The sequence below is a fragment of the Micromonospora lacuserhaii genome (assembly GCF_036902735.1).
Lineage (GTDB): Bacteria > Actinomycetota > Actinomycetes > Mycobacteriales > Micromonosporaceae > Micromonospora.
The window spans coordinates 43,355-63,842 of the sequence record NZ_JBAKHO010000025.1 but is presented as its reverse complement, the minus strand read 5'-3'; the positions used below and the strand labels follow the sequence as shown (position 1 = coordinate 63,842).

The window sequence follows — 20,488 nt, the reverse complement described above, 5'->3', positions numbered from 1 at the left end:
GGGCGCTCCCCGGCCGAACCTCCGTCGAGGATGGAGAGTCAGGCCGGGGCGTGCCACTCCGGGGCGAGCACCGACCAGATCTCCAGGTCGGCCCGCCCGCCCGGCCCAGGCAGCGCCTCCCGCATGGTGCCGTCGCGGCGCATGCCGAGCCGGCGGGCCACCGCGATGCTGCGCGCGTTGCCGGCGTTCGTGTGCCACTCCACCCGGTGGATCCCGCGCTCCCGCACCGCCCAGTCGATGATCCGGCTGACCGCCCGGGTGACCAGGCCGCGCCCCTCGGCCGCCGGCTCCAGCCAACAGCCCGCCTCGCAGACCCCGACCTGCACGTTGAGGGAGACGAAGAGCACCCCGCCGACCAGCACATTGTCGTCCCAGATGCCCCAGATGCCGCCGTCGTCGCGGGCCCACCGCTCGGCGTAGCGATCCAGCACCCGCTTGGCGCCGTCCAGGTCGGTGGCCACGAAGGACGGTGACACCCAGGGGGAGATGTGCTCCCGGGCCCGGTCGAGGTTGGCGAGGAACTCCTCCGCGTGCCAGGGCGACAGCGGCCGCAGCTCGGCGGTGTCGGTCAGGGGCAGGGCGAACACGGTGATCTCCTCAGTTCGGGACGGTGGCGTCGACGGGCAGGCTGAGCCGCAGGGTCGGCCCCGAGGTGGGCCGGAAACCCAGCGAGCGGTACAGCGGTTCGCCCTGCGCCGAGGCGCGCAGGTCGACCGTGCCCACCCCCCGCTCCCGGTACCAGTCGAGCAGCGCCGTCAGGCAGGCCCGGGAGTAGCCCCGCCGACGGTAGCCGGGGTCGGTGACCACGTTGAAGACGTACCCGGTCAGGCCGCTGGGGTTGCCGGGGCCGCCGAGGCGACGGTCGATGGTGCCGGTCGCGCAGGCGGCGAGGACGCCGGACCGGTCCGGGGCGTCGACCACGAGGACGGCCAGCAACTCCTCCGGCTCGACCAGCCGCTGGCGCAGCACCTCCCGGGCCGCCTGTTGCCATGGCCCGGGTGCCGGTTCCGCGCCGTCCATCGAGGCCAGCATCACCGCGCGTAGCCGGACGATCTCCGCCGCGTCCCCGGGCTCGGCCCGACGCACCTTGATCATGTTCGGACCGTACCGGATCGTCGCCCGTCGGGGCAGCCGATATCGGCCGATCGGAAACAGCCGCATCCCCGCTTGCGATCGAGTCCCGTTCACGGGACCCTATGGGACGGGACGCCACCCGACCTGACCCGGAGATCACATGCCCAAGCTCCGTACCGTGCCGTGCCGACTCGCCGCCGTCGCCGGCGCGCTCCTGCTCGGCGCCGCGTCGAGCACCGCCGCCGCACTCCCGGCCGGGGCCGCCGCCCCGCAGAACGTCGGGTACGTCCGGCTGGCGCACCTCTCCCCCGACACCCCCGCCGTCGACGTCTACCTCGCCCCGCCCGGCGCGGCCGAGCCGCGGGTCTTCCCCGCCGTCGGCTACGGCGTGGTGTCGAAGTACCTGCCGCTGCCGGCCGGCCGGTACGCGGTGGCCATGCGCGAGGCCGGCGCCCCGGCCAGCGAGCCGCCGGTGCTCACCACCGAGGTGGCCGTCACCCCTGGCGCCGCGTACACGGTGGCCGGGGTGGGACGCCACGCCGACCTGGGGCTGCGGGTGCTCACCGACGACCTCAGCGCGCCGGCCGGTGGGCAGGCCAAGGTGCGGGTCGTGCAGGCCTCGGTGCGGGCGCCCGTGGTCGACGTCGCCGCCGCCGGCGGACCGGCGATCGCCGACGCGGTCCGCTTCGCCACCACCACCGACTACCGGGTGGTGGAGCCGGGCCGCTGGCGGCTGCGGCTCGGCGGCGGCAGCGGACCGACCACCGACAGCGAGGTCACCCTCGACGGCGGCCGGGTCTACTCGCTGCTGGTGCTCGACGCCAAGGGCGGCGGCCTCACCACCGAACTGCGCGAGGACGCCCGCGCCGGGGCGGTCGCCCCCAACGGAGGCGTGCCGGCGGGCGCCGGCGGGCTGGCCGGGGACCGGCGCGGGACGTACCCGATGATCGCCGGCGGCCTGCTCGCGGGCACCGTGGCGGTCGGCGCGGTGCTGCTGGTACGACGCCGCCGGCGACCGGTCTGGTGACCCACCGGCCCGGCTTCGGCATCCGGCGGCACCGGGACCGCCGGATGCCGGCGGCCGTGCTGGTCGTGGCCGCCGCGGCGCTCGGAGTCGCCGCCGGCACCGGCGTCGGCCTGGCCGACGGGTCCGGGCCGCCGCCCGCGGCCAGCTGGCGGCCGGGCTGCGCGGACGGTTGCCCGGCGACCGCCGGCACGGCCCGCCCGCCCCGGGACACCCCCACCCGGGTACGCGTGGCGCGGATCGACGTGGATTCCCCGCTGGAGGTGCTGGGCCTCGGCGCCGCCGGTGAACTCGTCCCGCCCGCCGCGTTCGACCGGGCCGGCTGGTACGGCGGTGGGCCGGCCCCCGGCGACCCCGGCCCGGCGGTGCTCGCCGGGCACCTGGACTCCCGTCGCGGCCCGGCCGTCTTCGCCCGCCTCGGCGAGCTGCGCCGGGGCGACCGGATCGAGGTCTGGCGCGCCGGGCGGCGGGTGTCGTTCCGGGTCACCGGCACGCTGCGCACCCGCAAGGACGCCTTCCCCACCGCCACCGTGTACGGCCCGACCCCCGGCCCGGAACTACGCCTGATCACCTGCGGCGGTGACTTCGACCGGCGCAGCGGCCACTACCGGGACAACGTGGTGGTCTTCGCGGTCGCCGATCCGCCGGCCGACCCGATCCCCCGTTCCGCCGCCGGCTGACGCCGGTCAGACCGGGCGGCGGCCGGCGAAGCCGCACTCCACCCGGTGGTACCAGCGCACGTCGGAGTCCCCCTCCAGCCAGCACCAGAGCACCTGCCGACCCGCGCGCTCACCGGGAAAGTCCAGCAGCACCGGGGCGATGCCCTTGACCTGGATGTCGTGACCGTCGAGCTCCTCCAGCACGCCGTGCAGCCGGGCCTCGAGGGCCTTGACCTCGGCCCGGCCACCGAGCGCGGAAACGCCCGGGCCGGCCAGGTCGGCGCGGAGCTCGGCCAGGTCGGCGCGGATCCTGATCAGCTCGTCGATGCGGGGTCGCAGGGTCGCCACCAGATAGCGCGCCTGGGCGAGAGTGAACACCGGGCCAGTATGGGCCACCAGCCACGCCGGGGTCGCCCCACAGCGGTTGGGCGCCGGGCCGGGTGGCCGCCGTCAGTCGGCCTGGGCGGCCAGCTCGCGGGCCCGGTCGCGGGCTGCCTCCAGCGCCGCCAGCATGGCCGCGCGGACGCCGTGGTTCTCCAGCTCGCGGATCGCCGAGATGGTGGTGCCGGCGGGCGAGGTGACCGCCTCGCGCAGCTTGACCGGGTGCTCGCCGGAGTCGCGCAGCATCACCGCCGAGCCGATCGCGGTCTGCACGATCAGCTCGTGCGCCACCTGCCGGGGCAGGCCGAGCAGGATGCCGGCGTCGATCATCGCCTCGACCAGCAGGTAGAAGTACGCCGGCCCGGAGCCGGAGAGGGCGGTCACCGCGTCCTGCTGCGACTCGGGCACCCGCAGGGTCGCGCCCAGCGGGGTGAACATCTCCTCGGCCAGCGCCAGGTGCGTCCCGGTGGCGTGTTCGCCGGCCGAGATGGCGGTCATCGCCTGGTCGACCAGGGCCGGGGTGTTGGTCATCACCCGCACCACCGGGGTGCCCTCGGGCAGCCGGCGGGCGAAGAAGCTGGTGGGCAGGCCGGCGCAGAGCGAGATCACCAGCTTGTCGGCCGGCACCTTGGGGCCGATCTCGTCCAGCAGCGTCGCCGCGTCCTGCGGCTTCACCGAGATCGCGAGCACCGCGGCCTCGTCGACGGCGGTGAGGTTGTCGACCACCCGGACGCCGTACCGGGCGGTCAGCTCCTCGGCGCGGGCGGGCCGCCGGGCGGTGGCGAGCAGCCGCTCCACCGGCCAGCCGGAGCGGAGCAGTCCGGAGAGCATCAGCTCGCCGATCTTGCCGGCCCCGATCACCGCCACCGTGTGCGCACCGGATGCCATGACGCCGTACCCCTCTCGGTCGAGGCCACGGCGCGGCGGACCCCGGTGGGCCGCCGCGCCGCCTGCCGTCGATCAGCTGCCGAAGAAGACCTCGGCCTCGGCGTACCGCTCCAGCGGCACGGTCTTCAGCTCAGCCGTGGCCTCGGCCAGCGGGACGCGGACGATGTCCGTGCTCTGCATGGCGACCATCTTGCCCCAGTCGCCCTCGTGCGCCGCGTCGATGGCCTGCAGGCCGAGCCGGGTGGCGAGCACCCGGTCGAACGCGGTCGGGGTGCCGCCGCGCTGGATGTGGCCGAGCACCACGGTGCGGGCCTCCTTGCCGGTCTTGGCCTCCAGCTGCTCGGCGAGCCACTGGCCGATGCCGCCGAGGCGGACGTGGCCGAAGGAGTCGAGCTCCTGGTTGTGCAGCACCATCTGGCCGTCCAGCGGCTGGGCGCCCTCGGCGACCACCACGATCGGGGCGTACTGGTGCTGGAAGCGCTTCTCGACGTAGCCGGCGACCTGCTCGACGTCGAACTGCCGCTCCGGCAGCAGGATCACGTTGGCGCCACCGGCCAGGCCGGCGTGCAGGGCGATCCAGCCGGCGTGCCGGCCCATCACCTCGACGACCAGGGTGCGGTGGTGGCTCTCCGCGGTGGTGTGCAGCCGGTCGATCGCCTCCATGGCGATGTTGACGGCGGTGTCGAAGCCGAAGGTGTAGTCGGTGGCACCGAGGTCGTTGTCGATCGTCTTCGGCACGCCGACCACGTTGACGCCCAGCTCGTGGAGCTTGGTGGCGACGCCGAGGGTGTCCTCACCGCCGATCGCGATGAGCGCGTCCACGCCCTGCGCGGCGAGGTTCTCCTTGATCCGCTGCACGCCGTTCTCGATCTTGAACGGGTTGGTGCGGGACGAGCCGAGGATGGTGCCGCCGCGCGGCAGGATGCCCCGGACGTCCGCGATGCCCAGCGGCTTGGTCAGGCCCTCCAGCGGGCCCTTCCAACCGTCCCGGAAGCCCACGAACTCGTGTCCGTAGGTAGCGACGCCCTTGCGGACCACCGCCCGAATGACCGCGTTGAGACCTGGGCAGTCGCCACCGCCGGTGAGCACGCCGATACGCATGATCTGCTCATCCTCCTGGAGCATCAGATGAAGCCCGGATAAGCCCCAGGATATGGGTCGGATCAGACCGTCGGCGCCGTTGCCGGCCCGGGGCGGGCCGTCAGTGCGAACTCTAGTCGCCGCCGGTGGGCCACGACAGCGCGCCCCGGCCCGTCCCACCGTCCGGTGCGGCTACCCGTCAGTAGCTGACCTCGTGCTTCTCGCCCGCCTTCGGCGGCTTCCCGCTCGCCGCCTTGGCGAAGCCGAAGAGGTTGACCACCGTGCTGTTCGGCGAGTCCCAGTACTCGGCGGAGCTGGCGTGCACCTTGATCAGGGTCAGGCCGGGGGTGTCCAGGCCGTCCGGGAACCAGGTCTTCAGGATCGGGTTCCACAGCCGCTCGGCGCGCGCCCGGTCGAACCCCTCCTGGGCGGTACCGGACAGCGACACCCAGGCGTTGTGCTTCTGGTCGGAGAAGGCCACGTTCACCTCCGGGTTGACCCGGATCTGGCGCACCTTGGCCGAGTCGGCGTACGCGAAGAACCACAGGTCCCCGTCGAACTCGGCCTCCTGCAGCCCCATCGGCCGGCTCATCAGCCGGCCGTCCACGCCGATCGTCGTCAGCATGCAGATCCGGGCCTGGCGGATCAGCTCGGTGACCCGTCGCCGAGCGTCCTCGGTGCTGGTCGGCTCCTCGGCCATGACGTACCCCTTCCGTCGGCTGCCCGAAGCGGTGCCCGGGACGGAACGGGTCAAACCTGGTAGTCCCTTCCCGTCGCCGGGCGGGTGACGCCGCCCACCGCGAGCCGGCGGGCCGGCTCAGCCGGTCATCGCCCGCCAGCGGGCCAGGTTGTGCCGCGCGTCGACCAGCGCGTCGTGCCGGTCGGCGTCGGCGTCCGGCAGTCGGGGCCGGCCCCGGTCGTCCCAGAGCTGGCGCAGCTCCTTGGTGAACCGGGGGATCTCCCGGGGCAGCGCCGGCATCGCGCCCCAGAGCTGGGCGAGCACCACGTGGTCGTACGCGGCGTACCAGGCCCAGAGCTCCAACTGCTCGCCCGGCCGGTCCCGGATCGGCTCCAGCAGGAACTCGTGGAGGTCGTCGCGGATCCGCGTGCGGGAGCGCCAGGCCCGGTCGGCCGGGGAGGGCAGCTTGTCGAGGACGTTGCGGCGCACCCAGGGCACGGCGCGGGAGTCGTCGAACTCGGTGGAGACCGCGTAGAACTCGCGGCCGTACTCGTCGACGACGCCGATCGACACGAGGTCGACGGTCAGGCCGTCCTCGATGAATTCGCAGTCGTAGAAATAGCGGTAGACCATCGCGCCCATCCTCGCCCACCGCCCCGGGGCGGGTCCGGCCGGGGGCGGGAGTGCGGTCGTGAGGGTGATCCCGCCGCCCGCGACCGCCCGCGACGGCGCGACCCGCCCGGCGTCGTCCGGGCCACCCGACCTGGCGGCCGTCCCAGCTCGCGGCTGTCACGCAGACGATTTGAGGGGTGTACAGCAAGCGACTGGACCGTCATGATCTGATGTGTACCGCTACCGGACGCCGAACCGGTGTCAGTTCACCTCGTCCAGGGCCATCAGGTTCACCCGGTGAGCGAGTTGTGGTCCGTGACCGGGGAGGGGTTGGGCCTTGGAGATGCGCCTGCCGGAGCCGGGTGACGCCCTCACGGGCGTGGAGATGTTCGCCGGGCTCGAACCGGAGGTGCGCCAGCGGGTCATCGCCGCGGCCGTGCCGCGCACCTACCGCAAGGGCCAGCTGCTCTTCGTGGAGAACGACCCGGGCGAGTCACTCATCGTGCTGCGCCGAGGAGCGGTGGCGGTCTTCCGCACCGCGCCGACCGGTGAGCGGGCCGTGCTGTCGGTGATCCGACCGCCGGACGTGCTCGGCGAGGTGTCCCTGCTGGACGCCTCGACCCGGTCCGCCTCGGCCGAGGCGATCGAGGACTGCGCCGCGCTGGCCCTGTCCCGTCCGGCCTTCATGGAGCTGGTGCACTCCAATCCGCGCATCCTGGACGCGGTGATGCGTTCGCTGGGCGGCCTGATCCGCCGGCTCACCGAGCAGAACGCCGACCACGTCTTCCTCGACCTGCCCGGTCGGGTGGCCAAGACGCTGGTTCGGCTGGCCGGCGAGAGCCAGGCCCCGATGATCACCATCGAGCTCAACCAGAGCCAGCTGGCCGAGATGGCCGGCGGCTCCCGACAGAGCGTCAACCAGGCGATCGGTTCCTTCGCCAGCCGGGGCTGGCTGCGCACCGAGGGGCGGCGGATCGTGGTCACCGACGTGTCGGCGCTGCGCCGGCGCGCCGGCATGAACGACCGCTGACCCGAGCGACCGGCCGTCCGCCGGGATGCCGGCGTACCTCGGCGGGGCCGCGCCGGCGGCCACGGCCGGCGGAGAACCGGCACCGCAGACACAGCACGGCCGGCGGACCCTCGGTCCGCCGGCCGCGCCGGTGGGTCACTTGGTGGTCTCGTCCGCGGGCGGCACGCCCGGGCCGGGGCCGATCTTCTGTGGGTCGGTCGACTTCGTGCTCGTCGACGACGTGCTGGTGGTGGTCGTGGTGCTGGTGTCCGGCGCGCTCTGGCCGTCGGGGTTCTCTACCATGCCCTGCTCCTCCAGTCTGGCGAGAGTGACCGCGTCGATGTCCACCGTTTCCCCCGGGGACCGGACCGTCCCGTCCGGGTCGGTCCAGAAGGCGGACAGTCGAACCTGCACAGCACTCTCCTGACGGCGAACTTTCCTCGTGAGGAACACTAGTCCCGGCCGATCAGCCGCAGGGTCCGCCCGCACGTCGGGTACCCGACTGACCAGGCCCGCGGGATACTGGGACCTCCTCACGTACGGAGTTCGTCATCGACCTCAAGTGTGGACACTGCTCCCGGGTGGCAGGGCCGGACGACCGCTTCTGCGGCGGCTGCGGACAGGCGCTGGCGCTCGGCTGCTCCGGCTGCGGGCACGCCAACACCCCCGAGGCCAACTTCTGCACCAACTGCGGTCAGCCGCTGCGCGACCACCTGACCGTGGTGCAGGAGGACCGCCGCCAGGTCAGCGTGCTCTTCATCGACATCGTCGACTTCACCACCTACGCCGAGCGGGCCGACCCGGAACAGGCGCGCAGCCTCCAGCAGGCGTACTTCGCCACCGTGCGCAAGCTGGTCCACCAGTACGGCGGGGTGGTCGAGAAGTACATCGGCGACGCGGTGATGGCGCTCTTCGGCGCCCCGGTGGCCACCGACAACGACGCGCTGCGCTGCGTGCGGGCCGGCCTGGAGCTGCAACGCAACCTGGCCCGCCAGACCGCCGGGCCGCAGCCGCCGCTCGGCTTCCGGGTCGGCGTGGCCACCGGCGAGGCGCTGGTCGACCTCTCCGCCACCCGCGACGGCGGGCAGGCCTTCGTCACCGGGGACGTGGTCAACACCGCCAGCCGGTTGCAGGCCCTCGCGCCGCCCGGCGGGGTGGTCGTCGACGAGAGCACCTGGTCGGCCACCCGGCACGAGATGGAGTACGTCGACCGCCCGCCGGTCACCCTGCGCGGGCGCAGCGCGGTGAGCCGGATCTGGCTCGCCGTCCGGGCCCGGCCGCGGACCGACCCGCGCACCGTCGAGCTGACCCCGATGGTGGACCGGGACCACGAGCGCGGCCTGCTGGTCAGCGCGCTGCACCGCACGGTCACCGAACGCACCTCGCAACTGGTCACCGTGTTCGGGCCGGCCGGGGTGGGCAAGAGCCGGCTGCTGCGCGAGCTGTCCCGGCACGCCGCGAACCTGCCCGGACACCGGGTGACCTGGCTGGTGGGGCAGTGCCCGCCGTTCGGCGAGAACGTCACGTACGCGGCCCTGGCGGACATCGTCAAGGGCTGGGTGGGCGTACCGGACAGCGACGACCCGGAGGCGCTGGCCGACCGGCTGCGGCAACGGCTGGGCCAGCTCACCGACCCGCACGCCGCCCGGCTGGCCGGGCCGCTCGCCCCGCTGCTGGGCGTAACCGGGGAGCGGCTGCACCCCGGCGAGACGGAGGCCGCCTGGCGGCGGTTCCTGCTCGCGCTGGCCGCGCAGGGCCCGACGGTGCTGATCTTCGAGGACATGCACTGGGCCGACCAGGCGATGCTCACCTTCGTCGAGCAGCTCGGCGCGGCGGCCCGGGGTGTACCCCTGCTGGTGGTGGCGACCGCCCGGCCGGAGCTGCGGGAGCGCCACCCCGCCTGGACCGGCACGATCAGCGGGGCGATGTCCATCTCGGTACCGCCGATGCACGACGGCGACATCGACACCCTCTACTCGCTGCTGCTCGGCCAGGCGGCGCTGCCGGCCGCGGCCCGGGCGCCGCTGATCGAGTTCGCCGACGGCAACCCGCTCTACGCCCAGGAGTACGCGCGGATGCTGATGGACGGTGGGCTGCTGGAGCCGGCCGCCCGGCTGGACCCGGTCAACGCGCCGGGCATGCCGCGCACCGTGCAGGCGGTCATCGCCAACCGGCTGGACCTGCTCGACCCGGCCGACCGGGCGGTGCTCCAGGCCGCCGCGGTGGTCGGCGTGCAGTTCTGGCCGGCGCCGGTGGCGACCGCGCTGGGCCGGCCGGTGGAGTGGGTGGAGCGGGCGCTGGACCGGCTGCAACGCCGCGACATGGTCTTCGAGCTGCCCACCTCCACCATGTCCGGCCACCCGGAGTACCGATTCCGGCACATCCTGGTACGCGACGTCTGCTACCAGCGACTTCCCCGCGCCGAGCGGGTGCTGCGGCACCAGCGCACCGCCGACTGGCTGGAACAGCTGACCGACGGGCGGCAGCAGGATCTGGCCGAGATACTCGCCAACCACCGCTGGACCGCGCACGAGATCGCCCGCACGGTGGGCCTCGACCCCGCCCCGTACGCGGTGGCCGCCCGAACCGCCCTGCGCCGGGCGGCCCGCCGGGCGTACGCGCTGCACGCCCTGGACAACGCCGCCACCCTGGTCGACCGGGCGCTGGCGGTCAGCCCCGACCCCGATCCGGCGCTGGAGCTCTTCGCCGCCGAGCTGGCGCTCTACCGCGACGGCGACGCGTTCCTGGTCGACGGTGGGACCGCGACGCTGACCGAGCTGGCCGGCCGGCTGGCCGACGCCGGGGATCGGACGGCGGCGGCCCGGGCCTGGACGCTGCTGGCCACGGCCGCCTGGAGCCGGGCGGACCGGTCGGAGACGCTGCGCTGCCTGGACCGGGCGATCGGCATCTACGGCGAACTGCCGGACACCGAGGAGAAGGCGGAGGCGCTGCTGGAGCTGGCCCGGGTCCGGATGCTCAACGCCGAGACCGACCCGGCGTGCGCGGCGGCCCGGTCGGCGGCCGAGCTGGCCGAGCGGCTCCAGCTGCGGGAGGTTCGGGCGAACGCCCGGATCACCCTGGCGGTGGCCCGGTTCATGGCCGGCGAGGGGGACGGCTACGCGGAGCTGGCCGAGGTGACCGAGCACTGCCGGGTGGAACGGTTGACCAGCCGCCGCCGGGCGGTGCAGAACCTGGCCTGGGCGGCGCAGGAGGAGGGCGACCTGGCCGGCTCGGCCCGGCTGGTGGACGAGCAGCGCTCGCTGGACCTCGGCGGCGGGCACAGCCTGGCGACCAGCTTCGCCGACCAGTGGGCCCGGGCCTACTACGCCGGTGACTGGGTGGCGGCGCTGGAGATGGCGGCCGAGTCGACCCGCCGGCCGACCACCGCCGAGTGGGACCTGCACATCGTGGCCGTCTCCGGCTGGATGCGCGCGTTGCGGGCGGCGCCCACCGGGCCGGTCGTCCCGGCGCAGGGCGGCGTCGGCGAGCCGGACCACGTGGCGCGGGCGCTGGTGGCCGCCCGGCGCAGCGGCTTCCACCGGGTACTGCGCTCGACGCTGGCGCACGCCGCGCTCTGCCGGGCGGTGCGGGGCCGGCGGGACGAGGCGATGCGGCTGCTGACCGAGCTGGACGAGGACTGGCGGCGGACCCGGATGATCCCGTTCGCCGAGTGGGTGCCCGCGGTCGGGCACGTGGCGGCGGTGCTCGGCCCGGAGGCGGCCCGGCTGGTCCACGACATGCTCGGCCGGGCGCCCCGGATGACGCCGTGGGCGGTGGCGGCCGGGCAGGTCGCCGACGCCACGCTGGCCCTGGCCGACGGCGACCCGGCCACCGCGGCGCGGCTGTTCGGCACGGCGGCGGGCAGCTACGCGCGGATGACCGACGCCACCGACCACGTGCTCACCACCGCGCTCTCGGTGGGCGCGCTGGCCGCCGCCGACCCGGTGGCCGCGGCCGCCGCCCGGGAGCGGGTGCGCGAGTTCGCCGACCGCAACGCGGTGCCCGGCCTGCTGCGCCTGGCCGACCCGGCCGCCACGCACCGGGCCTGACGACCCGCCCCGGCTCCGCGGCGACTCCCGGTGGTCCGGGCGCTCAAGGACCGCGGGGCGGGCGGCGGCCGGCTCAGGCGGCGACGGGTTCGCGCGGCGCCGGGGCGGCCGGCGGCGGCGGCGCGTTCTTCAGCTTGGCGGCGTACGTGTCGACGTACTCGCGGCCGGAGAGCTCCATCAGCTCGTACATGATCTCGTCGGTGACGGCGCGCTCGACGAACCGGTCGCCGGCCAGCCCCGCGTACCGGGAGAAGTCCAGCGGGGCGCCGAACCGGATCCGGACCCGGCCGAGGTTGGGGACGATCTGGCCGGTGGGCTGGATCTCGTCGGAGTTGAGCATCGCCATCGGCACCACCGGGGCGCCGCTCTCCAGGGCGAGCCGGGCCACCCCGGTCTTGCCCCGGAAGAGCCGCCCGTCCGGCGAACGGGTCCCCTCCGGATAGATGCCGGCCACGCCGCCGGCCCGCAGCACCCTGAGCTGGGTGTCCAGCGCCGCCTGCGCGGCCCGGCCACCGGAGCGGTCCACCGGGATGCAGCCGGTGCCGGCGAAGAACGCCTTGGTGAGCCGGCCTTTGATGCCCCTGCCGGTGAAGTACTCCGCTTTGGCGATGAAAGTGACTTTTCGCGGGACGACCAGCGGAGTGAAGATCGAGTCGGAGAAGGAGAGGTGGTTGCTGGCGAGGATCACCGGACCGGAGGCGGGCAGGTGGTGCAGCCCCTCCACCTGCGGCCGGAAGATCAGCTTGAGCAGCGGGCCGAGGATGATGTACTTCATCAGCCAGTACAGCAACGGCGTCCTTCCCGAGGAGGTGGCGCCGACCCCGTCCCGGCCGGGTCGCCGGCGGGCGGGATCGTCGGCACAGAGCCTACGAACCGGGAGCGGCACGCCACAACGGACTCCCGGCACCGGGAGCCGACGCGTCACGATTCACGGCCGTACGGCTCGACCCGCCGCGCCACCCGTCCGACCGCGGCTCCGGCGCTGCCCGAAGCGGCGGGCATGGTGGCGGCCGTAACGGGAAGGCCAGTGCCGCCAGCAGGACTGTGGAAGGTGCCCTCGGCTCCCACGTCGACCACTGGGACCCCTCCCATGACCCTCTGCACCGAACGGGAGCGCAGCGATGACCGACACGACCGAGAAGGCGATCCTGGCCGGCGGCTGCTTCTGGGGGATGCAGGATCTGATCCGGAAGCGCCCCGGCGTGCTCGCCACCCGGGTCGGATACACCGGCGGGGACGTGCCGAACGCGACGTACCACCACCACGGAACCCACGCCGAGGCGATCGAGATCGTCTTCGACCCCGACAAGCTCTCCTACCGGGAACTGCTGGAGTTCTTCTTCCAGGTCCACGACCCGACCACGAAGAATCGCCAGGGAGGCGACGTGGGAGTCAGCTACCGGTCGGCCATCTTCTTCACGGACGACCGGCAGCGGCAGATCGCCGAGGACACCATCGCCGACGTCGACGCCTCCGGCCTCTGGCCCGGCAAGGTCGTCACCGAGGTCAGCCCGGCCGGCCCGTTCTGGGAGGCCGAGCCGGAGCACCAGGACTACCTGGAGCGCAATCCCGGTGGCTACACCTGCCACTTCCCCCGCCCGGACTGGAAGCTCCCCCGCCGGGGAGAGGGCGGCACCTAGTTTCCAGCCCGGCGCGGAGCGCCTCCGCTGGATGTCCGAGGAACTCGAACGAGGAGGAGACCTACGTGGCGGCCAAGACGCAGACCCTGACCCGTACTCCCACAGACGTCCGGCCGTTCCGGGTGGAGATCCCCGAGGCGGACCTCCAGGCGCTGCGGGAGCGCATCGCGGCCACTCGCTGGCCCGAGAAGCAGACCGTCGACGACCAGTCGCAGGGCGTGCCGCTCGAGACGAGCCAGGCGCTCGCCCGCTACTGGGAGAAGGAGTACGACTGGCGCGCGGTCGAGGCGCGGCTGAACTCGGTGCCGAACTTCATCACCGAGATCGACGGGCTCGACATCCACTTCCTGCACATCCGCTCGAAGCATGACGACGCGCTGCCGCTCATCGTCACGCACGGGTGGCCGGGCTCGATCATCGAGCAGCTGAAGATCATCGGCCCGCTCACCGACCCGACGGCGCACGGCGCGGACGCGTCGGACGCCTTCCATCTGGTGATCCCGTCGATGCCCGGCTACGGCTTCTCCGGCAAGCCGGACAAGCCCGGCTGGGGTCCCGAGCACATCGCGAGCGCCTGGACCGAGCTGATGAAGCGCCTCGGCTACTCACGATTCGTCGCACAGGGCGGCGACTGGGGTGCGCTCATCACCAACGTCATGGGCGTGCAGGCGCCCCCGGAACTGGCCGGCATCCACACCAACATGCCCAGCGCGGTACCGCCCGACATCGATGCGCTGTTCCAGTCCGACATCACCGGAGTGAACAACGCGCTCGCCTCGCTGCCGTCCGGCCTCTCCGCCGAGGAGAAGCGGGCGTGCGAGCAGTTGGACTTCTTCTGGAAGCATGCCGGCTACGCCCTCGAGATGGGGCGCCCGGAGACGCTGACCGGACTGGCGGATTCGCCCATCGCCCTGGCGAGCTACATGCTGGACCACGACGCGGCCAGCCTGGAGCTGTTCTGCCGGGCCTTCGCCGGAAACCCCGGCGGCATCACCCGCGACGACATCCTCGACAACATCACGCTCTTCTGGCTGACGAACACGGGAGTTTCCGCGGCCCGCCTCTACGCGGAGAACAAGCTCTCCTTCTTCGCCGCCAAGGGCGTCTCCGTCCCGGCCGCCGTGAGCGTCTTCCCCGACGAGCTCTACGCGGCCCCGAGGAGCTGGGCGGAGCAGGCGTATCCGAACCTCATCCACTACAACAAGCTCGACAAGGGCGGGCACTTCGCGGCCTGGGAACAGCCGCAGCTGCTCTCCGAGGAGCTGCGCACCGCCTTCCGGTCGCTTCGATAGCCGACCCTGCCCCGAACGTGCCCACCTGTCCGCACTCGGCCGGGGCCGGGTGGCTCGACGTCGAGCCACCCGGCCCCCGCGCGGTGCTGCCGGCGTCCTCACGGACGAGCCCAGGACCGGCCCGCTGAGCGAAGAGCACCCGGGGCGCAGTTTGCGGATGCGCTGCCGGAGGAGCGCCGGTCCCCTGGCGCGCCCCTAGCAAGAACGGACAAAGAGGCCCGACCGTGACCTGCGGCAGGGCCGCTGACTTTGGAAGACGCGACACAACGCACTCCCGGAACCGGGTCCCGACGTGTCACGATTCAGGGCACGGCGTGCGGGGCGCCGACACGACCGCACCGGGAGGTGCGCGGAGGAGGATGTCCGGTGTCAGCGGGTGGGGCCCGCCGGGGACGGCGGGACAACGGGCTCGACGCGAGCGAGTACGCCGTCGCGGGCGACGTCGACCCGCGCGTCGGCGAACATCTGCTCGACGTGCTCGCCGCCGGCGGGATCGCCGCCTACCTGCAGCCCTCCGCCGACCTGAACCCGGTGACCCGCACCACCACCGTTCCGGCCCGCCCGGTCGACCGGCTCTACGTGGACCGCTCGCACCTGACCACCGCCCGGGACTACCTCACTCAGCTCGCCGACGAGTCGACCCCCGAGCCGGCCCGCGCCGAACCGGACGTGGACACCGAGTGGGAGCGGATCGTCGCCGCCTTCCACGCCCCCTCGGCGGCCGGCAGCCATCCCTGGCCCGCGGCCGAGGACGTCGACGAGCCGGTGGATCCGAGCGACCCGGCCGGTCGGACGGCGGGCGCCGCTCCCCGCCCCGACGAACCGGCCGGCCCGACCGCCACCGACGTGCGGCGGCTGCCGTACGCGGCCGACATCTCCGGCATCTCGGTGGGCCGGAGCCGGCCCGAGGAGCCCTCCCTGCTCGACGGGCTGGACACCTTCGGCGCCGACCTCCCCGGCGACCAGGAGGAGGGCTACACCCCGCCGCCGCCCCCGCCACTGCCCCGGGTCTCGAAGTACGCCGTGGTCGGCGTGCTGGGCATAGTCCTCGGCTTCGTGCTCTTCCTCAACCCGGCGCTGCTGCCGGCGGACGCCTCGGTGGTGACGCTGCTCGGCTTCACCGGCATCCTGGCCGGCTTCGTCACGCTGATCTGGCGGCTGCGCCCCGGCGACGAGGACGACCACGACCCCGACGACGGCGCGATCGTCTGACCCGGGCGCCGGCCGCGACCTCGCCCGCATCGCGGGACACTCGACACCCCGGTCGATGGCGTAACAATGGTGTAACTTACGGTCAGTAGGAATATCGCCGTACGTCACTTCCTCCACCGGCTGCCCGGTTGTTTCCCTCTCGCGGCGGTCGGTCGCTGCAGATCGGAATGCCCGAGATGCGACAGAGTTCCCTTGTGTTGGTGGCCAACCGACTGCCCATCGACGGCAGCGTGGCCCCCGACGGCGCCTGCGAATGGCGCCGCACCCCCGGCGGGCTGGTCAGCGCCCTGCACCCGCTGCTGCGACACACCCCGGCCACCTGGGTCGGCTGGGCCGGCGGCACCGGTCCCGCCCCCACCCTCCCGGACGTCGACGGCGTGCACATGCACACCGTTCCGCTCACCGCCGAGGACCTGCGCGACCACTACGAGGGGTTCGCCAACGCGACCCTCTGGCCGCTCTACCACGACGCCGTCGAGCAGCCCGAGTACCACCGTCGCTGGTGGGAGGCGTACCAGCGGGTCAACCAGCGGTTCGCCGAGGCGACCGCGGCGGTGGCCGAGCAGGGCGGGGTGGTCTGGATCCAGGACTATCACCTGCAACTGGTCCCCGGCCTGCTCCGCGAACTCCGCCCCGACCTGCGGATCGGCTTCTTCCTGCACGTGCCGTTCCCGCCGCCGGAACTGTTCATGCAGCTCCCCCGCCGGGCCGAACTGCTGCGCGGCATGCTCGGCGCCGACCTGATCGGCTTCCAGCGGGCCCAGGCCGCGCACAACTTCGCCCAGCTCGTGACCAAGGTTCTCGGCCTGCCCGCCACGGATCGGCGGATCGGCGTGGACGACCGGGAGGTGCGGATCGGGGCGTACCCGGTCTCGATCGACACCGCGGAGATGGCCGCGCTCGCCGGGCGGCCGGACGTGACCGCCCGGGCCGCCCGGTTGCGCCAGGACCTCGGCGACCCGGCGCAGGTGATCCTCAGCGTCGACCGGATGGACTACACCAAGGGCATCGAGCAGCGGCTCAAGGCGTACAGCGAGCTGCTCGCCAGCGGCGACGTCAAGGTCCGGGACACGGTGCTCGTGCAGGTCGCCATGCCGAGCCGGGAACGCGTCGGCCAGTACCAGATCCTGCGGGACCGGATCGAACGCGAGGTCGGCCGGATCAACGGCGAGTTCGGCCGGGTCGGCGAACCGGCGATCCACTACCTCACCCAGCCGTTCGACCGGCTCGAGCTGGCCGCGCTCTACCGGGTCGCCGACGTCATGGCGGTCACCCCGCTGCGGGACGGGATGAACCTGGTCGCCAAGGAGTACGTGGCCGCCCGGGTCGACGACACCGGCGCCCTGCTGCTCAGCGAGTTCGCCGGCGCGGCCGCCGAGCTGGAACAGGCGTACCTGGTCAACCCGCACGACCTGGAGGGACTCAAGCAGGGGCTGCTCTCCGCGCTGTGGGCCGCCCCGGAGGACGTCGGCACCCGGATGCGGACGATGCGCGCGCACCTGCACCGGCACGACATCCGGGCCTGGGCCCGCTCCTACCTCAGCGCCCTGGACGAGTCCGGTCAGCTCGTGACCCGGCTGGGCAGCACCGGCTGACCGGCCGGGTCAGCCCCGCTGCGGCTCCTTGAGCAACCAGTCGAGGATCGCGTCGATCGGCTCCCGCCAGCGGGCGTCGAGCATCAGGTCGTGCCCCATGCCGGGGAAGAGCAGCGGCGCCGCGTCGTACCGGCGGGCGGCCTTGCTCAGCGCCGACGCCGGCACCACCCGGTCGTCCGGGCTGCCCAGCACCAGCACCGGCGGCCGGCCCACCGCCGGCTCGGCCTCCCGGCCGGCCAGCAGCTGCCACTGGGCGCGCCGGCTGGCCCGGCCGAGCCGGGCCACGTGCCGTCGGGCGTCGGCCTCCGGGAGCTCCCCGCTGAACAGCTGCCGGCGGTTCAGCCGCAGCGCTCCGCCGAACAGCGCCGGCAGCGTCCCGGCCGGATTGTGCCGCAACGCCGCGCCCACCGTCGACCAGCCGCCCAGCACCGGGGAGGCCAGCACCGCGGCCCGCGCCGGGTAGCGGGCCAGCGCGTGGGTCACCACCAGCGCCCCGGCGCCGTGCCCCACCAGCACCGCCTGGCGCGGCAGGCCCGCCGCCACCTGGACCACGTCATGGGTGTACGCCCGCAGCGTCGCGTCCGGCGCCGGGTCGCTGTCGCCGTGCCCGCGCAGGCTCAGCGCGTACGCCGGGAAGCCGCGCGACGCGGCGTGCTCCAGCCAGTGCTCGGCGAACGCCCACGCCCCGTGCCCGAAGCCGGGTACGAAGAGCAGCGGCGGTCGCCCCTCCTCCAGCTCCGGGGCCGCGCCCAGCACCTCGCGCCGCACCGGGCGGACCGGGCGGGCCCACTCCCGGCCTCGCATGATCCGCAGCCGCTCACTCATGTGCCCGCCTTTCGTTCGCGACTGCGGGACTCCGCTGCGCTGCGTTCCTCGCGCTCACCGGGCAAGCCTTTCGTTCGCGACTGCGGGACTCCGCTGCGCTGCGTTCCTCGCGCTCACCGGGCAAGCCTTTCGTTCGCGACTGCGGGACTCCGCTGCGCTGCGTTCCTCGCGCTCACCGGGCCCGCTCCAGCTCGTCGAGGGCGCGTTGCACCGCGCGCAGGTAGTCGGCGTGGCCCACCTCGAACCAGTGCCGGCTGCTGTCCTTGACCTTCCCCGAGTACCGCTCCCCCGCCCCGGCCTCGACCTTCGCCGCGAAGGCGGCGGCCTGGTCCGGGCGGCTCAGCCGGAGCAGGAGCAGCCGGGCGAAGAGCACCGTCTGCCAGTGCGACAGGGTGAAGATGCCGGAGTCCGGCTGGACCAGGCCGGCGACCGCGAGGGTCGGGTGGCCGGGGGCGAAGGCGTTCAGCCAGAGCCGGGGCCGGCCGGAGGCGTCGGAGTCGCCGAGGACCTGCGGGTCGAGGAACTCGAAGCGCGGCAGGTAGCCGGTGGCGAAGACGACCAGCTCCGGGTCGATCTCCCGGCCGTCGGTGAGGGTGACCCCACCGGCGTGGAACCGGGCCACGTCCGGCACCGGGGTGATCTCGCCGTGCCCGACGTAGTAGACGAGCTGGCTGTTGGCGATCGGGTGGGTCTCGTACACCCGGTGGTCCGGCTTCGGCAGCCCGAACCGGGTCAGGTCGCCGACGGTCAGCCGCAACGTCCAGTGGTAGAGCCACTGCCGGATGCGCAGCGGCACCCGCAACGCCAGCAGGCTGTCGTTGACCTGGTCGGCCGGGCGGCCGAGGACGTACTTCGGGGCGTACCAGTAGCCGCGGCGGGTGGAGTGCCAGCCGCGGGACGCCTGCTGGGCCGCCTCGACGGCGATGTCGCAGCCGGTGTTGCCGGCGCCCACCACCAGCACCCGCTTGCCGCGCAGCTGCGCCGGGTCCTTGTAGGACGAGGCGTGCATGATCTCGCCCCGGTACTCCTCCAGCCCGTCGTAGCGGGGCAGCTTCGGCGACCAGTTGTGCCCGTTGGCGACCACCACTGCGGCGTAGCGGGAGGTGCGCTCCGGGCCGTACCCGCCGGTGCTGCGGGTGGTGACGTCCCAGCGGTCGCCGGCCACCGGCTCGACCCGGACGACCTCGGTGCCGAACCAGATGTGCCGCCGCAGGTCGAAGTGGTCGGCGTAGCGCTCGAAGTAGGACAGCAACTGGCTGTGGTGCGGGTAGTCCGGCCAGGAGTCCGACATCGGGAAGTCGGGGAACTGGGTGAACGGCCGCGACGAGATGAGGTGGGTGCTGGCGTACACCGGGCTGCGGTCGTGCCGCCAGTTCCAGGCGCCGCCGATGCCGGTCTCCCGCTCGTAGCAGTCGACACCGAAGCCGTGCTCGGCCAGGTTCTTCACGGCGGTGAGACCGCTGGCCCCGGCGCCGATCACGCAGACCGTGTCGCCCCGGTCCGAGACCGGGCTGCCGTCCCGGGTCAGGGCGACCGTGCTGGTCTCCGGATCGGGCCGGCCGTGCTCGGTGGAGGGGGACACCGGAATCTCCTTATGTGCGGCCAGGTACGCCGGTTCGACGCGCATCCTCCCCGCCGCCGGTGGTGGTTGTCCAGCCCGGCGCCGCGGCGTGCGGCCGACCGCCCGAGGATGCCCTGGTCGGCCGCCGTCGGTCAGTCGCCGCCGGGCAGCAGGAGGTCGACCAGGACCGGGAAGTGGTCGCTGGCCCGGCGGGTCTGCGGGGTGTCGACCACGTCGTACCCGACCACCCGCACCCGCGGGTCGACCAGCAGCGCGTCGATCCGGCGGCGCGGGTTCGCGCAGGAGAAGGTGTGCCGGTCGGCGGCGTCGGCGGCCACCGCCGCGTCGGTCAGTCCCTCGGCGACGGTTCGCCAGGCCGGGCCGTCCGGGCCCTCGTTGAGATCCGCGCCGAAGACCACCGGCAGGGTGGCCGCGGCCAGTTCCCGCTTCACCAGGGCGGCCTGCCCCGGCCGCTCGGCGGGGTCGGTGGACAGGTGCGAGCCGGCCAGCAGGAAGCGTGCGCCGCCGACCCGGCACTCCGCGTACGCGGCGCCGCGCAGGTGCCGCCCGGGGGTGAGCGGGAAGCGTTGGCAGCGGGTGGCGGTCACCCGTACCCGCAGGCTGGTCAGCAGCAGGTTGCCCAGCGAGGGCAGGCCGCCGGCGGCCACCACCAGGCCGAACGACTCGGCCAGCGCGGCGGACTTCTGCCGCCAGCGGAACCGGCGCGGCGCCTCCTGCACGATCACCACGTCGGGGGCGGCCTCGCGGACCACCGCGGCCAGCGCGGCGGTGTCGTCGCGCTGGCTGTGGATGTTGTACGACACCACCCGCAGCGGCACCCCGGCGGAGGCCGGGGTGCCGTCGGACGCGGCGCTGCCGGGGATCGGCGCGGTCACCGGGCCGATCTT

The 20,488-nt window shown here is 73.8% G+C and carries 20 protein-coding genes; 8 read left to right on the top strand and 12 right to left on the bottom strand.

Annotated elements, in window-relative coordinates; genetic code table 11:
- Positions 1-38: 38 nt before the first annotated feature.
- Entirely contained in the window at positions 39-587 is a 549-nt protein-coding gene (locus V6U81_RS17200) for a GNAT family N-acetyltransferase (protein ID WP_334490568.1), read from the bottom strand.
- Between the two features lie 10 nt (positions 588-597).
- Complete coding sequence (locus V6U81_RS17195) at positions 598-1,095, bottom strand: GNAT family N-acetyltransferase (protein ID WP_334490566.1); 498 nt, start codon at positions 1,093-1,095, stop codon at positions 598-600.
- 139 nt (positions 1,096-1,234) lie between these two features.
- On the opposite strand from V6U81_RS17195, the gene V6U81_RS17190 reads away from it, so the two are divergent.
- Positions 1,235-2,101 (top strand): DUF4397 domain-containing protein, encoded by an 867-nt coding sequence (locus tag V6U81_RS17190; RefSeq protein ID WP_334490563.1) that lies wholly within the window; start codon positions 1,235-1,237, stop codon positions 2,099-2,101.
- Positions 2,098-2,778, top strand: coding sequence for a class F sortase (locus tag V6U81_RS17185; RefSeq protein WP_334490561.1), 681 nt, complete (start codon positions 2,098-2,100; stop codon positions 2,776-2,778). The genes V6U81_RS17190 and V6U81_RS17185 overlap by 4 nt, the downstream gene beginning before the upstream one ends.
- A gap of 6 nt (positions 2,779-2,784) precedes the next feature.
- On the opposite strand, the gene V6U81_RS17180 is transcribed toward V6U81_RS17185, so the two are convergent.
- The 5 genes from V6U81_RS17180 to V6U81_RS17160 all read right to left on the bottom strand — a co-directional run bounded on the left by V6U81_RS17180 (position 2,785) and on the right by V6U81_RS17160 (position 6,418).
- The gene (locus V6U81_RS17180) at positions 2,785-3,135 is read right to left on the bottom strand and encodes a DUF2203 domain-containing protein (protein ID WP_334490559.1); all 351 of its coding nucleotides are present in this window, start codon (positions 3,133-3,135) and stop codon (positions 2,785-2,787) included.
- Positions 3,136-3,207: 72 nt separating this feature from the next.
- The gene (gene proC / locus V6U81_RS17175; protein WP_334490557.1) at positions 3,208-4,026 is read right to left on the bottom strand and encodes a pyrroline-5-carboxylate reductase; all 819 of its coding nucleotides are present in this window, start codon (positions 4,024-4,026) and stop codon (positions 3,208-3,210) included.
- A 72-nt stretch (positions 4,027-4,098) separates the two neighbouring features.
- Positions 4,099-5,127 carry a 6-phosphofructokinase gene (locus V6U81_RS17170; RefSeq protein WP_334490600.1) on the bottom strand — a complete coding sequence of 343 codons (1,029 nt, stop codon included), beginning with the start codon at positions 5,125-5,127 and terminating at the stop codon, positions 4,099-4,101.
- Between the two features lie 178 nt (positions 5,128-5,305).
- On the bottom strand, positions 5,306-5,806 hold the full coding sequence (locus V6U81_RS17165; RefSeq protein ID WP_334490555.1) for a pyridoxamine 5'-phosphate oxidase family protein: 501 nt from the start codon (positions 5,804-5,806) through the stop codon (positions 5,306-5,308).
- Between the two features lie 117 nt (positions 5,807-5,923).
- The gene (locus tag V6U81_RS17160; RefSeq protein WP_334490599.1) at positions 5,924-6,418 is read right to left on the bottom strand and encodes a polyadenylate-specific 3'-exoribonuclease AS; all 495 of its coding nucleotides are present in this window, start codon (positions 6,416-6,418) and stop codon (positions 5,924-5,926) included.
- A 316-nt stretch (positions 6,419-6,734) separates the two neighbouring features.
- Here V6U81_RS17160 and V6U81_RS17155 point away from each other — a divergent pair, with 316 nt between their 5' ends.
- Positions 6,735-7,427 carry a Crp/Fnr family transcriptional regulator gene (locus V6U81_RS17155; protein ID WP_334490553.1) on the top strand — a complete coding sequence of 231 codons (693 nt, stop codon included), beginning with the start codon at positions 6,735-6,737 and terminating at the stop codon, positions 7,425-7,427.
- Between the two features lie 135 nt (positions 7,428-7,562).
- Here V6U81_RS17155 and V6U81_RS17150 read toward each other — a convergent pair whose 3' ends face one another.
- The gene (locus V6U81_RS17150) at positions 7,563-7,820 is read right to left on the bottom strand and encodes a hypothetical protein (protein WP_334490551.1); all 258 of its coding nucleotides are present in this window, start codon (positions 7,818-7,820) and stop codon (positions 7,563-7,565) included.
- 137 nt (positions 7,821-7,957) lie between these two features.
- Between V6U81_RS17150 and V6U81_RS17145 the strand changes: the two genes are divergently transcribed.
- On the top strand, positions 7,958-11,455 hold the full coding sequence (locus V6U81_RS17145; protein WP_334490598.1) for an ATP-binding protein: 3,498 nt from the start codon (positions 7,958-7,960) through the stop codon (positions 11,453-11,455).
- A 73-nt stretch (positions 11,456-11,528) separates the two neighbouring features.
- Here V6U81_RS17145 and V6U81_RS17140 read toward each other — a convergent pair whose 3' ends face one another.
- Positions 11,529-12,245 (bottom strand): lysophospholipid acyltransferase family protein, encoded by a 717-nt coding sequence (locus V6U81_RS17140; RefSeq protein ID WP_334490549.1) that lies wholly within the window; start codon positions 12,243-12,245, stop codon positions 11,529-11,531.
- A gap of 331 nt (positions 12,246-12,576) precedes the next feature.
- Between V6U81_RS17140 and msrA the strand changes: the two genes are divergently transcribed.
- The 4 genes from msrA to V6U81_RS17120 all read left to right on the top strand — a co-directional run bounded on the left by msrA (position 12,577) and on the right by V6U81_RS17120 (position 17,194).
- The gene (msrA, locus tag V6U81_RS17135; RefSeq protein ID WP_334490546.1) at positions 12,577-13,095 is read left to right on the top strand and encodes a peptide-methionine (S)-S-oxide reductase MsrA; all 519 of its coding nucleotides are present in this window, start codon (positions 12,577-12,579) and stop codon (positions 13,093-13,095) included.
- A gap of 65 nt (positions 13,096-13,160) precedes the next feature.
- Positions 13,161-14,387 (top strand): epoxide hydrolase family protein, encoded by a 1,227-nt coding sequence (locus V6U81_RS17130; RefSeq protein ID WP_334490544.1) that lies wholly within the window; start codon positions 13,161-13,163, stop codon positions 14,385-14,387.
- Between the two features lie 366 nt (positions 14,388-14,753).
- Positions 14,754-15,599: a DUF308 domain-containing protein gene (locus tag V6U81_RS17125; RefSeq protein ID WP_334490542.1), complete on the top strand. Its 846-nt coding sequence runs from the start codon at positions 14,754-14,756 to the stop codon at positions 15,597-15,599.
- Positions 15,600-15,775: 176 nt separating this feature from the next.
- Positions 15,776-17,194: an alpha,alpha-trehalose-phosphate synthase (UDP-forming) gene (locus V6U81_RS17120; protein WP_334490540.1), complete on the top strand. Its 1,419-nt coding sequence runs from the start codon at positions 15,776-15,778 to the stop codon at positions 17,192-17,194.
- A 9-nt stretch (positions 17,195-17,203) separates the two neighbouring features.
- Here the strand turns inward: V6U81_RS17120 and V6U81_RS17115 are convergent, their stop codons facing one another.
- The 3 genes from V6U81_RS17115 to V6U81_RS17105 form a co-directional block, all read right to left on the bottom strand.
- Positions 17,204-18,019, bottom strand: coding sequence for an alpha/beta hydrolase (locus V6U81_RS17115; RefSeq protein WP_334490538.1), 816 nt, complete (start codon positions 18,017-18,019; stop codon positions 17,204-17,206).
- Positions 18,020-18,191: 172 nt separating this feature from the next.
- Positions 18,192-19,601: a flavin-containing monooxygenase gene (locus V6U81_RS17110; RefSeq protein ID WP_334490536.1), complete on the bottom strand. Its 1,410-nt coding sequence runs from the start codon at positions 19,599-19,601 to the stop codon at positions 18,192-18,194.
- A gap of 131 nt (positions 19,602-19,732) precedes the next feature.
- A complete protein-coding gene (locus V6U81_RS17105) occupies positions 19,733-20,476 on the bottom strand; it encodes an endonuclease/exonuclease/phosphatase family protein (RefSeq protein WP_334490534.1) in 744 nt (247 codons plus the stop codon).
- Between the last annotated feature and the right edge of the window lie 12 nt (positions 20,477-20,488).

What these genes read in the sequence shown, in the direction of transcription:
- msrA (WP_334490546.1), top strand. Translation starts at nt 12,577, where the DNA reads ATGACCGACACGACCGAGAAGGCGATCCTGGCCGGCGGCTGCTTCTGG.
- V6U81_RS17115 (WP_334490538.1), bottom strand. Translation starts at nt 18,019, where the DNA reads ATGAGTGAGCGGCTGCGGATCATGCGAGGCCGGGAGTGGGCCCGCCCG.
- proC (WP_334490557.1), bottom strand. Translation starts at nt 4,026, where the DNA reads ATGGCATCCGGTGCGCACACGGTGGCGGTGATCGGGGCCGGCAAGATC.
- V6U81_RS17160 (WP_334490599.1), bottom strand. Translation starts at nt 6,418, where the DNA reads ATGGTCTACCGCTATTTCTACGACTGCGAATTCATCGAGGACGGCCTG.
- V6U81_RS17195 (WP_334490566.1), bottom strand. Translation starts at nt 1,095, where the DNA reads ATGATCAAGGTGCGTCGGGCCGAGCCCGGGGACGCGGCGGAGATCGTC.
- V6U81_RS17190 (WP_334490563.1), top strand. Translation starts at nt 1,235, where the DNA reads ATGCCCAAGCTCCGTACCGTGCCGTGCCGACTCGCCGCCGTCGCCGGC.
- V6U81_RS17165 (WP_334490555.1), bottom strand. Translation starts at nt 5,806, where the DNA reads ATGGCCGAGGAGCCGACCAGCACCGAGGACGCTCGGCGACGGGTCACC.
- V6U81_RS17120 (WP_334490540.1), top strand. Translation starts at nt 15,776, where the DNA reads ATGCGACAGAGTTCCCTTGTGTTGGTGGCCAACCGACTGCCCATCGAC.
- V6U81_RS17170 (WP_334490600.1), bottom strand. Translation starts at nt 5,127, where the DNA reads ATGCGTATCGGCGTGCTCACCGGCGGTGGCGACTGCCCAGGTCTCAAC.